Annotated in this window: 10 protein-coding genes and 2 tRNA genes; 10 read left to right on the top strand and 2 right to left on the bottom strand. The window is 70.0% G+C overall.

Features of this window, described 5'->3' with window-relative positions; translation table 11 throughout:
- The first annotated feature begins 65 nt into the window (after positions 1-65).
- The 4 genes from ACGFRG_RS12220 to ACGFRG_RS12205 all read left to right on the top strand — a co-directional run bounded on the left by ACGFRG_RS12220 (position 66) and on the right by ACGFRG_RS12205 (position 4,105).
- On the top strand, positions 66-884 hold the full coding sequence (locus ACGFRG_RS12220) for an ABC transporter ATP-binding protein (protein WP_361431886.1): 819 nt from the start codon (positions 66-68) through the stop codon (positions 882-884).
- Positions 881-3,319 (top strand): ABC transporter permease, encoded by a 2,439-nt coding sequence (locus ACGFRG_RS12215; RefSeq protein WP_393263391.1) that lies wholly within the window; start codon positions 881-883, stop codon positions 3,317-3,319. Before ACGFRG_RS12220 ends, ACGFRG_RS12215 begins: the two co-directional genes overlap by 4 nt.
- Positions 3,320-3,324: 5 nt before the next feature.
- Entirely contained in the window at positions 3,325-3,783 is a 459-nt protein-coding gene (locus ACGFRG_RS12210; protein ID WP_393263389.1) for an HD domain-containing protein, read from the top strand.
- Between the two features lie 127 nt (positions 3,784-3,910).
- Positions 3,911-4,105 (top strand): hypothetical protein, encoded by a 195-nt coding sequence (locus ACGFRG_RS12205; RefSeq protein ID WP_188278091.1) that lies wholly within the window; start codon positions 3,911-3,913, stop codon positions 4,103-4,105.
- 74 nt (positions 4,106-4,179) lie between these two features.
- On the opposite strand, the gene ACGFRG_RS12200 is transcribed toward ACGFRG_RS12205, so the two are convergent.
- Positions 4,180-4,253: transfer RNA gene (locus ACGFRG_RS12200), tRNA-Gly, on the bottom strand.
- A gap of 187 nt (positions 4,254-4,440) precedes the next feature.
- Here ACGFRG_RS12200 and ACGFRG_RS12195 point away from each other — a divergent pair.
- The 5 genes from ACGFRG_RS12195 to clpX all read left to right on the top strand — a co-directional run bounded on the left by ACGFRG_RS12195 (position 4,441) and on the right by clpX (position 9,279).
- Positions 4,441-4,517, top strand: a tRNA-Pro gene (locus ACGFRG_RS12195).
- Between the two features lie 221 nt (positions 4,518-4,738).
- Positions 4,739-6,130: a trigger factor gene (tig, locus tag ACGFRG_RS12190; RefSeq protein WP_361431892.1), complete on the top strand. Its 1,392-nt coding sequence runs from the start codon at positions 4,739-4,741 to the stop codon at positions 6,128-6,130.
- 345 nt (positions 6,131-6,475) lie between these two features.
- Positions 6,476-7,081: an ATP-dependent Clp protease proteolytic subunit gene (locus ACGFRG_RS12185; RefSeq protein ID WP_188278345.1), complete on the top strand. Its 606-nt coding sequence runs from the start codon at positions 6,476-6,478 to the stop codon at positions 7,079-7,081.
- Between the two features lie 83 nt (positions 7,082-7,164).
- Positions 7,165-7,842 carry an ATP-dependent Clp protease proteolytic subunit gene (locus tag ACGFRG_RS12180; RefSeq protein WP_317453864.1) on the top strand — a complete coding sequence of 226 codons (678 nt, stop codon included), beginning with the start codon at positions 7,165-7,167 and terminating at the stop codon, positions 7,840-7,842.
- Between the two features lie 144 nt (positions 7,843-7,986).
- Positions 7,987-9,279, top strand: a complete 1,293-nt coding sequence (gene clpX, locus ACGFRG_RS12175) for an ATP-dependent Clp protease ATP-binding subunit ClpX (RefSeq protein ID WP_067158960.1) — start codon at positions 7,987-7,989, stop codon at positions 9,277-9,279.
- An 89-nt stretch (positions 9,280-9,368) separates the two neighbouring features.
- Here clpX and ACGFRG_RS12170 read toward each other — a convergent pair whose 3' ends face one another.
- Positions 9,369-10,319 carry a hypothetical protein gene (locus ACGFRG_RS12170; protein WP_393263386.1) on the bottom strand — a complete coding sequence of 317 codons (951 nt, stop codon included), beginning with the start codon at positions 10,317-10,319 and terminating at the stop codon, positions 9,369-9,371.
- A gap of 139 nt (positions 10,320-10,458) precedes the next feature.
- Here ACGFRG_RS12170 and ACGFRG_RS12165 point away from each other — a divergent pair, with 139 nt between their 5' ends.
- Positions 10,459-13,083, top strand: a complete 2,625-nt coding sequence (locus ACGFRG_RS12165; protein WP_361431897.1) for a valine--tRNA ligase — start codon at positions 10,459-10,461, stop codon at positions 13,081-13,083.
- The last annotated feature ends 107 nt before the right edge of the window (positions 13,084-13,190 follow it).

The raw sequence follows: 13,190 nt of genomic DNA, 5'->3' as shown, positions 1-13,190 counted from the left end.
ACCTGCCCGGATCCGTACGTTCGAGACAACGAACACGACGTACGTACGAGGAGAGGTCGAGGACGATGGCACTGCGACGGGGCAAGCGACGGGCGACACAGGGCGAGGCCGCCGAGGCCGCCGACCCCGGTTGGGCCGTCGAGCTGCGCGGGGTGCGCCGTCAGTACGGGCGCGGCGGCTCGGCCGTGCACGCCCTGCGCGGGATCGACCTCGCCCTGCCGCGCGGCAGCTTCACGGCGGTGATGGGGCCCTCCGGCTCCGGCAAGTCGACGTTCCTGCAGTGCGCGGCGGGGCTCGACCGGCCCACCGACGGGTCCGTACGGCTCGGCGGGACCGAGATCACCGGGATGAGCGAGAACAAGCTGACCGAACTGCGGCGCTCCCGGCTCGGGTTCGTCTTCCAGGCGTTCAACCTGCTGCCGTCGCTCACCGTCGAGCAGAACGTGCTGCTGCCGATGCGGCTCGCCGGGCGGCGCCCGGACCGGCGCCGGTGCGAGGAACTGCTCGGGCAGGTGGGGCTCGCGGGCAAGGGGAAGCGCCGCCCGGGCGAGCTGTCCGGCGGCCAGCAGCAGCGCGTGGCGATCGCCCGCGCCCTGGTGACCCGCCCGGACGTCGTCTTCGCCGACGAGCCGACCGGAGCCCTGGACACCACGACGGCCACCGAAGTGCTCACGCTGCTGCGCGGCGCCGTGGACGGCTTGGGCGCCACCGTCGTCATGGTCACCCACGACCCGCGCGCCGCCTCCTTCGCCGACCAGGTCCTGTTCCTGGCCGACGGGTCGATCGTGGACTCGCTGACCCGCGCCTCGGAGGCCGACATCGCGGCCCGGATGGCCTCCCTGAGCGCCCGGCCGACGGCCGCGTACGCGGGGGTGGCGGCGTGAGGGGCCCCAACGGCCTGGCCCGCGCGGCCGTGCGCTTCAAACCGTCCGCGTTCGTCGGCACCTTCGTCGCCCTGTTCATGGCCGCGGTCATCGTCTCCGCCTGCGGGATCCTGCTGGAGACGGGGGTACGCGCGTCCGTCCCCGCCGAGCGGTACGCCGGCGCCCCCGTGGTCGCCGCCGCCGACCAGCGCGCGCACCGCACCACCGGCAGCGGCGAGGACCGCGACACCGAGTCCGTCCCGCTGCCCGACAAGGCCCGGCTCGACGCCGCCCTCGCGGCCCGCGCGGCCCGGGCCCCCGGCGCGTCCGCCGCCATCGCGGACGTCTCCTTCCCCGTACACGACGTACGTACGGGAAATACGCCCGCCACCGCGCACGGCTGGGGCTCGACCGCCTTCACCGGGGCGGAACTCGCCTCGGGCACCGCGCCCCGCACCGGCGAGGTGGTGACCGGTGACGGCGCCGCCGTCGGGGACCGGATCACCCTCGACACCCCGTCCGGCAAGCGGCAGTTCACGGTGTCCGGCACCACCAAGACCCCCGGCACGGTGTGGTTCACCGACACCCAGGCCATGGCCCTGTCCGGGCACCCCGGCCGGGCCGACGCCATCGCCGTACTGGCGAAGCCCGGCGTCACCGCCGCCGCCCTCGCCGACCAGGTCGCCGAGCGGCTCGGGGACGCGGCCGAGGTCCACACCGGCGACGGGCGCGGCGCCGTCGAGACCCCCGGCCTCGCCTACGCCAAGGACATGCTCACCGGCCTCGGCGGCTCCTTCGGCGGCACGGCCACCATGGTCGCCGTCTTCACCGCCGCCGGAACCGTCACGCTCTCGGTCGGCCAGCGCCGCCGCGAGTACGCCCTGCTGCGCGCGATCGGCGCGACCCCGCGCCAGATCCGGCGCACCATCGCCACCGAGGCCCTGCTCGTCGCCCCGCTCGCGGGCGCGCTCGGCTGCCTGCCGGGCACGGCCCTGGCGACCTGGTGGTTCGGGCAGCTCCGCGACAAGGGCGCGGTTCCGGCGGCCGTCGACCTGTCGGTGTCGTGGATCCCGATGCTGGTCGCGGTCGGCGCCACCGTCGTGACCTCGCTGTTCGCCGGGTACATGGCGGCCCGCCGCCCCTCGCGCACCAAGCCGGGCGAGGCGCTGCGGGACGCGTCGGTGGAGCGGCTGCGGATCGGCTGGATCCGTACACCGCTGGGCGTGGCAGCCCTCGGCGGCGGCATCGCGCTCTCGGGCGTGGCCGCGAACGAGAAGGGCGAGAACGCGGCGAACGCGGCCCTCGGCGTCGTCATGCTCTTCATGCTCGCGGTCGCCCTGCTCGGCCCGCTGATCGCCCGCGCCTGCGCCGCGCTGTTCGGTCTGCCGCTGCGCGCGGCGGGCGCCCCGGCGTCGCTGGCGGCGGCCAACTCCCGTACCAACGCCCGGCGTCTGGCCTCCGCGATCACCCCGATCGTGCTGGCGATGGCCTTCGCCTCCACGCTCGTCTTCATGCACACCAGCGAGGACCGGGTCACCGAGAAGCAGCAGCGCGCGGGCCTGGTCGCCGACCGGGTGGTCACCGGCCCGGCGGGCCTGGCCTCGGACGCGGTCGCGCGTGCGAAGGCGACCGAGGGCGTCGCCACCGCGGTGGGCCTGACCCGTACGTCCGTCCTGGTCCACGAGCACGGCGCACTGCAATCGGTCTCCACGCAGGGCTTCACGGGCACCGGAGCGGACCTCGCCCGCGTCCAGGACCTGGGCGTGCGCGAGGGCTCCCTGGACGCCCTGAAACCCGGCACCGTCGCCCTCGCCAAGGCCCTGGCCGACGACACCGGCGCCCATGTGGGCGGCCGCGTCGCGCTCCTGCTCCCCGACGGCACGAAGGCGTCCCCGCAGGTGGTGGCCACGTATGACCGGGGTCTGGGCCTCTCCCAGGTCACGCTCCCGCAGGCCGACCTGGCGCCGCACACGAGCACGGTCGCGCTGCCCACCGAGCTCCTGGTGAAGGGCCCGGTCCAGGCGTCCGCCCTCGCCCCGCTCGGCACGGTCACGGACGCGGCGGGCTACGCCACCGCCAAGAACACCGACCGCGAGCTCAACGCCTGGGCCAACACCACCATGGCGGCCGTCCTCGGCGGCTTCGCGGCGATCGCGGCGGCGAACACCCTGGTCATGACGGTCCTGGACCGGCGCCGCGAACTCGGCACACTGCGCCTGATCGGCACCACCCGCCGTCAGGTGCGGGACATGATCCGCTGGGAGGCGCTCCTTGTGACCTCGGCGGGCATCCTCCTCGGCACGGCCATCGCGATCGCCACCCTGATCCCGCTGACCAACGGCATGACCGGCGAGGGCCCCTACATCCCGCCCCTCCTGTACGGGTCGTTCGTCGCGGCCGTCCTGGGCCTGGGATTCGCCTGCACCGCGCTCCCGGCGCGGGCGGCCCTACGCTGAAGCGCATGCTGACACTCGCCGAGGTAGAGAAGCTGGCCCGGGCCGCCCACGCCGCCCAGACGGACAAGGCGGGCCGCCCCTACACCGAACACCTGGCGGCCGTGGCCGAGGGCGTACGCGCGCGTGGCGGCGGCCAGGACCAGATCGCGGCGGCGTGGCTGCACGACGCGGTGGAGGACGGGGCGCTGTCGCGCCAGTGGCTGGACGACGCCGAACTCCCCTCCTCCGTCAAGGAGATGGTCCTCGCCGTGACCAAGGTGCCGGGCGAGGAGACGGCCTCGTACACGGCCAGGATCCTCGCCACCCCCGGTGCGCTGCTGGTCAAGGAGGCGGACCTGGCCCACAACGCGGACCCCGCGCGGCTCGCCGTCCTGGACGAGGCGACCCGCATCCGTCTCACCCGCAAGTACGCCACCGTCCGCGCGCTCCTCGGCCTCGCGGACCCGTACATGGGTATGGGGTGAACGTTTCGACGGCGATCCGTCACGCGGCAGCATCCATGGGGGAGTTGATGGCACGATGGAGCCTGCGGGGTGTGCTCGGCGGCACACTCCGGGCCGGCAAGGCGGACCGACCGAGGGTGTGATCAGTGTGGCCATTTCACTGTCTGTGGTGCTGCTGTTGGCGATCGTCCTCGTGGTGATGATCCGCGGTGGCTCCATCAAGGCCGGCCCGGCCATAGTCGCCGCGCTCTTCGGGTTCTTCATGGCCTCGACCGGCATGGCGCCGTCGATACAGCGGTTCCTGAACTCGCTGGCGGACACGATCAACCAGATCAAGTTCTGAGCCGGTCCGGGCCCCGGAAAACACTCCGGGAAAACACTCCGGGCCCGGTGAGCTGGTCACCGGGCCCGAAGCCGTGGAGCGGGCGACGGGAATCGAACCCGCGTAGCTAGTTTGGAAGACTAGGGCTCTACCATTGAGCTACGCCCGCGTGCGCCGCGTCGCAGGTCATGACGACCGCGGCACGAAGAGCATCGTAGCGGGTCACCCCCCGCGCGTGCACACCGCATATCGCTCGCCGTCCGTGCGCGGATGAGCTGCGCGAAAGTGCCGGGTGTCCGCACCCGCAAAGCGGCCGACGCTTTCCCCGCGGGCATGTACCCTACGTGTCGCACCGACGGGGTGTGGCGCAGCTTGGTAGCGCGTCCGCTTTGGGAGCGGAAGGCCGTGGGTTCAAATCCCGCCACCCCGACCACCACCGTATTTCCGCGCATCCCGCGGGCCCCGGTCGCGCCGATCCCCGCTTGAGCCGAACCCCCGCGCACAAGATCACATTGTGGGTGGCATCCCGCTTGCGGTTACTATGCAAGCTGCGTGCCCGTGTGTCTGACGAATCCGATGAACCGGGCCCGATCCGCCCGAGGCCGTCGGCCACCGGGTAGAACCCCAAGAAGTCAGCCACAAGGAGACCGAACCGTGAAGAGCGCCGTGGAGACCCTGAACCCGACCCGGGTTCGGCTCACTGTCGAGGTGCCCTTCGAGGAGCTCAAGGACAGCCTCGACGCGGCGTACAAGAAGATCAACCAGCAGGTCACGGTGAAGGGCTTCCGCAAGGGCAAGATCCCGGCGCGCGTCATCGACCAGCGGTTCGGCCGTGGTGCTGTGCTGGAGGAGGCCGTCAACGACGCCCTCCCGAAGTTCTACACCGAGGCGGTCAACGAGGCCGAGCTGAACCCGCTGGGCCAGCCGGAGGTCGACATCACGGAGCTGAAGGACGGCGAGACGCTGAACTTCACCGCCGAGGTCGACATCCGCCCGACCATCGAGATCCCGGACTACTCCGGCATCGAGGTCACCGTGGACGCCGTCGAGGTCTCCGACGAGGACGTCGAGAAGGCCGTCTCGGAGCTGCGCGAGCGCTTCGCCTCGACCTCCCCGGTCGAGCGCGCCGCCGCCGACGGCGACGTCGTGACGATCGACCTTGAGGCCAAGGTCGACGGCGAGGTCCTGGAGGACGGCGTGGCCGAGGGTGTCTCGTACACCATCGGTTCCGGCGAGCTGCTCGACGGCATCGACGAGGCCGTCAAGGGCCTGGAGGCCGGTGGCGAGGCCACCTTCACCTCGCAGCTCAAGGGCGGCTCGGCCGAGGGCAAGGACGCCGAGGTCACCGTCAAGGTCACCCAGGTCGCCGCGCGCGAACTGCCGGAGCTGGACGACGACTTCGCGCAGCTCGCCTCGGAGTTCGACACGCTGGACGAGCTCAAGGCCGACAGCCGCAAGCGCCTTGAGAACATGAAGCAGTTCGACCAGGCCACCCAGGCCCAGGAGCGCGTGCTCGACGAGCTGCTGAAGATCACCGAGGTCCCGATCCCCGAGAAGCTTCTCGCGGACGAGGTCCAGACCCGCAAGCACAACCTTGAGCACCACCAGCTCGGCCAGATGGGCCTCGACCTCGCCAAGTACCTGGAGATCCAGGGCAAGACGCAGGAAGAGTTCGACGCCGAGACCGAGGAAGCGGCCGTCAAGGGCATCAAGACGCAGTTCATCCTCGACGAGCTCGTCAACAAGGAGAAGCTGAACGTCAACCAGGAGGAGCTCACCGAGCACCTGGTGCGCCGTGCCGCCTCCTCCGGCATGTCCCCCGACCAGTTCGCCCAGGCCGTCGTCGAGGGTGGCCAGGTGCCGATGCTCGTCGGTGAGGTCGCCCGCGGCAAGGCGCTGGCCGTGGTCGTCGAGGCCGCCAAGGTCGTCGACACCAACGGTGAGGCCGTCGACCTGGAGGACGACGAGGACGAGGTCGAGGCCGCCGCCGAGACCGTCGAGGCCGTCGTCGAGGGTGACGCCGCCGAGGAGAAGACCGAGGCCTGAGCCTCGGTCCGACCTCGTCGGGCAGGCACTGCCTGACCACGTACGAAGTACGGAGGAAGGGGCCCGCGACGCAGCCGCGTCCGGGCCCCTTCGCGTACCCGGGACGGGCGTCCGCGCAGGTGGCGGATGGCCGGTTCCGTACGGGCCCGCGCTTCAACCACCTTGCGCTCCGAGCGAACAGTTCGGGAACCGGGATGGCGTTGTCCTACCTGCGCGTTAGGGTCCATGAATACGGGGGCGTGGAGTCGGCCGGTGAGAGTCGGACCGCAATCCCCGCCCTCCGAACGAAGACGCTGAGACGGCCGGAGCCGTCAGAGACGAGCAGGTGGATACGTGACGAATCTGATGCCTTACGCCGCCGGCGAGCCGTCCCTCGGTGGTGGCCTCGGCGACCATGTCTACAACCGACTGCTCAACGAGCGCATCATCTTCCTCGGCCAGCAGGTCGACGACGACATCGCCAACAAGATCACCGCGCAGCTCCTGCTCCTGGCCGCCGAGCCGGAGAAGGACATCTACCTGTACATCAACAGCCCCGGCGGCTCGGTGACGGCGGGCATGGCGATCTACGACACCATGCAGTACATCCCGAACGACGTGGTCACGATCGGTATGGGCATGGCGGCCTCGATGGGCCAGTTCCTGCTGACCGGCGGCACCGCCGGCAAGCGCTTCGCGCTGCCGAACACCGACATCCTGATGCACCAGGGCTCGGCCGGCATCGGCGGCACCGCCTCGGACATCAAGATCCAGGCCGAGTACCTGCTGCGTACGAAGACGCGCATGGCCGAGATCACCGCCCACCACTCGGGCCAGACCGTCGAGACGATCATCCGCGACGGCGACCGCGACCGCTGGTACACGGCGGAGGAGGCCAAGGCGTACGGCCTCATCGACGAGATCATGGCCCACGCGGCGGGTGTTCCGGGCGGCGGCGGCACCGGGGCCTGAGCCTCACCCACGGCCCCGGCTCCCACCGAGCGGGGCCCGAGCCCTTGGCCCGCGAAGCACCGAGCCCACCGAACGCCACCAGGATGGTGAACCCCGACATGCAGAACAACCTCTCCGCGAGCGGCCTCTACACCGGCCCGCAGGTGGACAACCGCTACATCGTGCCGCGCTTCGTCGAGCGCACCTCGCAGGGCGTGCGCGAGTACGACCCGTACGCGAAGCTCTTCGAGGAGCGCGTGATCTTCCTCGGCGTGCAGATCGACGACGCCTCCGCCAACGACGTCATGGCGCAGCTGCTGTGCCTGGAGTCGATGGACCCGGACCGCGACATCTCGATCTACATCAACAGCCCCGGCGGCTCGTTCACCGCGCTCACCGCGATCTACGACACGATGCAGTTCGTGAAGCCCGACATCCAGACGGTCTGCATGGGCCAGGCGGCCTCCGCCGCCGCCGTGCTGCTCGCCGCGGGCACCCCCGGCAAGCGCATGGCGCTGCCCAACGCGCGCGTGCTGATCCACCAGCCGTCCTCGCAGACCGGCCGTGAGCAGCTCTCCGACCTGGAGATCGCGGCCAACGAGATCCTGCGCATGCGCACCCAGCTGGAGGAGATGCTGGCCAAGCACTCCACCACGCCCATCGAGAAGATCCGGGACGACATCGAGCGGGACAAGATCCTCACCGCCGAGGACGCCCTGGCGTACGGCCTGGTCGACCAGATCGTGTCGACCCGCAAGACGACGTCGGCCGCGGCCGCCTGACGCAGCCGGAGCCCTTGGCGCGGTGCACGTCAAAGTGAACCGCGCCAAGGGGGGCCCGAACGGGGGGCCAGGCAAGGTACCGTCGGATATGAGGCACCAGGAGCCGCTGAACGTGGCGTCTCCCAGGCGAAGGGGAAGCACCTCGTGGCACGCATCGGTGATGGCGGCGACCTGCTCAAGTGCTCGTTCTGCGGGAAGAGCCAGAAGCAGGTGAAGAAGCTCATCGCAGGCCCCGGTGTGTACATCTGCGACGAGTGCATCGATCTCTGCAACGAGATCATCGAGGAGGAGCTCGCCGAGTCCTCCGAGGTGCGGTGGGAGGAACTGCCCAAGCCGCGCGAGATCTACGAGTTCCTGGAGAGCTACGTGGTGGGCCAGGAGCCCGCCAAGAAGGCGCTCTCCGTGGCGGTCTACAACCACTACAAGCGCGTCCAGGCAGGCGAGAACGGCGGCGCCCAGGGCCGCGACGACGCCATCGAGCTGGCGAAGTCCAACATCCTGCTGCTCGGCCCCACGGGCTCCGGCAAGACGCTGCTCGCCCAGACCCTGGCCCGCATGCTCAACGTCCCGTTCGCCATCGCCGACGCGACGGCGCTGACGGAGGCGGGGTACGTCGGCGAGGACGTCGAGAACATCCTGTTGAAGCTCATCCAGGCGGCGGACTACGACGTCAAGAAGGCCGAGACGGGCATCATCTACATCGACGAGATCGACAAGGTCGCGAGGAAGAGCGAGAACCCTTCCATCACCCGCGACGTGTCGGGCGAGGGCGTCCAGCAGGCCCTGCTGAAGATCCTCGAAGGCACCACGGCCTCGGTCCCGCCGCAGGGCGGCCGCAAGCACCCGCACCAGGAGTTCATCCAGATCGACACGACGAACGTCCTGTTCATCGTGGGCGGCGCCTTCGCGGGCCTGGAGAAGATCATCGAGTCCCGGGCCGGCGCCAAGGGCATCGGCTTCGGCGCGACGATCCGCTCCAAGCGGGAGATCGAGGCCAGCGACCAGTTCCAGGAGGTCATGCCGGAGGATCTGGTGAAGTTCGGGATGATCCCCGAGTTCATCGGCCGTCTGCCCGTGCTGACCTCGGTCCACAACCTCGACCGCGAGGCGCTCCTCCAGATCCTCGTCGAGCCGCGCAACGCCCTGGTCAAGCAGTACCAGCGCCTCTTCGAACTCGACGGCGTGGAGCTGGACTTCGACCGCCCGGCCCTGGAGGCCATCGCCGACCAGGCGATCCTGCGCGGCACCGGCGCGCGCGGTCTGCGCGCCATCATGGAGGAAGTCCTGATGTCGGTGATGTACGAGGTCCCGTCCCGCAAGGACGTGGCCCGCGTCGTCATCACGTCCGACGTGGTCCACAACAACGTCAACCCGACGCTGGTCCCGCGCGAGCCGCGCATCGTGAAGAACGACGGGCGGCACGAGAAGTCGGCGTAGCACCTCCCGCACGCATACGAAGGGCGCCCGGCCGGTTGAATTCCAACTGGCCGGGCGCCCTTGCGTGTTGAGCGGTGCGGGGGGCTTGGTTACTTCTTGACCCGCGCGGTGTTGTAGAGCTTCGCGGCGAGGTCGGCGACCTGGTCGGTCGGCATGGCCGTGCCACCGGTGCCCAGGATCTGCGCCATGTCGAGGTTCTCGACGACGCCGACGGTGCTGTAGTCGGCCCAGATGCAGACCGGGATCTCGAAGGTCTTCGGTCCCTTGTCGGTAGCCGACGGCTTGGTGTTGGTGAACTTGATGTTCTGGCACTTCATCAGAGCGCCCGAGAAGCCGGCGGGCTTGACGGCCTGGGGGCTGCCGATGAGCTCGGCCTTCATACCGTCGTCGCTGCTCTTCTTCTTGTCGTCGTTGCTGTCCTGCTGGAGCTTCGCGAACGTGGCGTCGAGGGTCTTCCCCGGGTCGCTGACGTCGCCGTAGACGCCCTTGAGCATCAGCATCTTGCCGCCCAGCGGGTTCTTGGGGTCACCGGCCTTGTACTCGCCGGACTCCTGCGCGGGGTTCTGGACCCCCATCGCCTCGGTCTTCTTCTTGTCGTCGTCCGAGAACGTGCTGTCCTTCGCCGACGCCGGACCCTTCTGGTACTCGCCGACGGAGGCCGGGGCCACGAGCTTGTAGCCCTTGGTGCTCGCGGAGACGTCGCCGTTGCCGGTGCCGCCGCCACCCTTCGTCGCGAACCACACGCCACCGCCGATGACGGCCACCGCGACGACGACGGCCGTCACGATCAGGCCCGTCTTCTTCTTGGCCGGGGCGGGCGGCATGGGCGCGCCGTACGGCGGCTGCTGGCCGTACTGGGGCTGCTGGGGCGGGTAGCCGTAAGGCTGCTGCGGCGGCACGCCCTGCGGGGCCTGCTGCGGGTAGCCGTAGCCGGGCTGCGGCTGCCCGGGCTGCCCGTACGGCGGCGTCGGCGGCTGCTGGCCGTACGGACCGGGCTGCTGGGGCTGGCCACCGTACGGGCCCGGCTGGTTGTAGCTCATTGCTGGGATTCCCCCTAGGGATGCTTATCTGATCCGGACATCCTGGCGGACGGTCCGGCCGTACGGCGCATCGGGGGGCCGACCGTTACCAAAGATTCCCGTTTCAGTACCGGCCCGTGACACCCCTAAACTGACTCCCGTGACCGAGAACACTCAGCAGCAGAACTCAGCGCCCACCACCGAACTGCCGACCCAGTACGCGCCGGCCGAGGTAGAGGGGGAGCTGTATGAGCGCTGGGTAGAGCGTGGTTACTTCGAGGCGGACGCGAAGAGCGACAAGGAGCCCTTCACCGTCGTCATCCCGCCGCCCAACGTCACCGGTTCGCTCCACCTGGGCCACGCCTTCGAGCACACGCTGATCGACGCCCTCACCCGCCGCAAGCGCATGCAGGGCTACGAGACGCTGTGGCAGCCCGGTATGGACCACGCCGGTATCGCCACCCAGAACGTGGTCGAGCGCGAGCTCGCCAAGGAGGGCAAGTCCCGCCACGACCTGGGCCGGGAGGCGTTCATCGAGCGCGTCTGGCAGTGGAAGGGAGAGTCCGGCGGTCAGATCTCCGGCCAGATGCGCCGCCTCGGCGACGGCGTCGACTGGTCGCGTGAGCGCTTCACCATGGACGAGGGCCTGTCCGAGGCCGTCCAGACCATCTTCAAGAAGCTCTACGACGACGAGCTGATCTACCGGGCCGAGCGCATCATCAACTGGTGCCCGCGCTGTCTGACCGCGATCTCCGACATCGAGGTCGAGTACCAGGACGACGACGGCGAGCTCGTCTCGATCCGGTACGGGGACGGGGACGCGTCCATCGTCGTCGCCACGACCCGCGCCGAGACGATGCTCGGTGACACCGCCGTCGCCGTGCACCCCGAGGACGAGCGCTACAAGCACCTCGTCGGCACCGAGATCGAGCTGCCGCTCACCGGCCGCCGCATCCCGGTCGTCGCCGACGAGCACGTCGACCCGGAGTTCGGCACCGGCGCCGTCAAGGTGACCCCGGCGCACGACCCGAACGACTTCGAGATCGGCCAGCGCCACGGCCTGCCCAACCTCGCCGTCATGGACGAGCACGCGGTCATCACCGTCCACGGCCCCTTCCAGGGCCTGGACCGGCTTGAGGCCCGCTCCGCCATCGTCGCCGCGCTGCGCGCCGAGGGCCGCATCGTCGCGGAGAAGCGCCCGTACACCCACTCGGTGGGCCACTGCTCGCGCTGCAAGACGACCATCGAGCCGCGGCTGTCGATGCAGTGGTGGGTCAAGGTCGGTCCGCTGGCGAAGGCGGCCGGTGACGCCGTCCGTGACGGGCGCGTCAAGATCCACCCGCAGGAGATGGAGAAGCGGTACTTCGACTGGGTCGACAACCTCCACGACTGGTGCATCTCGCGCCAGCTGTGGTGGGGCCACCGCATCCCCGTCTGGTACGGCCCGAACGGCGAGATCGTCTGTGTCGGACCGGACGAACAGGCGCCGACGGGCGAGGGCTGGCGCCAGGACACCGACGTCCTGGACACCTGGTTCTCCTCCGGCCTGTGGCCCTTCTCCACTCTGGGCTGGCCGCAGCAGACCGAGAGCCTGGCGAAGTTCTACCCGAACTCCGTCCTGGTCACCGGCTACGACATCCTCTTCTTCTGGGTCGCCCGGATGATGATGTTCGGCTTGTACGCGATGGACGGCACCCCGCCGTTCCACACCATCGCCCTGCACGGCATGGTCCGCGACCAGTTCGGCAAGAAGATGTCGAAGTCCTTCGGCAACGCGGTCAACCCGCTGGACTGGATGGACACCTACGGTTCCGACGCGGTCCGCTTCACCCTGGCGCGCGGCGCCAACCCGGGTGTCGACGTGCCGATCGGCGAGGACTGGGTCCAGGCGTCCCGCAACTTCGCCAACAAGATCTGGAACGCCACGCGCTTCGCGCTGATGAACGGCGCCACGATCGAGGGCGAGCTGCCGGCCCCCGAGCAGATGTCGGCGACCGACCGGTGGATCCTGTCGCAGCTCAACAAGACCGTGGCCGAGGTCGACGCGTTCTACGAGGACTACCAGTTCTCGAAGCTGTCGGACTCGCTGTACCACTTCGCCTGGGACGAGGTCTTCAGCTGGTACGTCGAGCTGTCGAAGACCACCTTCTTCGCGGGCGGCGAGCAGGCGAAGGTCTCCGGCCGGGTGCTGGGCGAGGTCCTGGACGTCATGCTGCGACTGCTGCACCCGGTGGTCCCGTTCGTCACCGAGACCCTGTGGACCACGCTCACCGGGCGCGAGTCGCTGGTCATCGCCGAGTGGCCCACAGACAGCGGCTTCCGCGACGAGGCCGCCGAGGCGGAGATCGAGTCCGTGAAGGCCGTGGTCACCGAGGTTCGCCGCTTCCGCAAGGAGCAGGGCCTGCAGGACGGCCAGAAGGTCCCCGCCCAGCTCACCCTGGACGGCACGGCGCTGGCTCCCCACGAGGCCGCCATCCGCCAGCTGCTGCGTCTTCAGCCGGCCGGTGACGGCTTCCACGCCACCGCCTCGCTGCCCGTCGCGGGCGCCACGGTCGCGCTCGACCTCTCCGGCACCATCGACGTCGAGGCCGAGCGCAAGCGCCTGGCCAAGGACCTCGCGGCCGCCGAGAAGGAGAAGGCGCAGGCCAACGGCAAGCTCGGCAACGAGGCGTTCCTGGCCAAGGCCCCGGACAACGTGGTGGACAAGATCCGTACCCGGCTCGCCAAGGCCGAGGCGGACATCGAGCGCATCACGACGCAGCTGGGCAACCTGCCGCAGGCGTGAGGGTGACGTGACGCGCGCGCAGCCGTAGCGCGTGGGAAGGCCCCGGGTCGTGCGTGAAGACGCACGAACCGGGGCCTTCGCTGTTACCCAGGGATAGGTGCGCGTGG

The sequence above is a fragment of the Streptomyces sp. NPDC048696 genome, assembly GCF_043198895.1.
In the GTDB taxonomy this organism is placed as follows: domain Bacteria; phylum Actinomycetota; class Actinomycetes; order Streptomycetales; family Streptomycetaceae; genus Streptomyces.
Note: the sequence above shows the minus strand (reverse complement) of the source record. Positions and strands in the feature narration are given on the sequence as shown.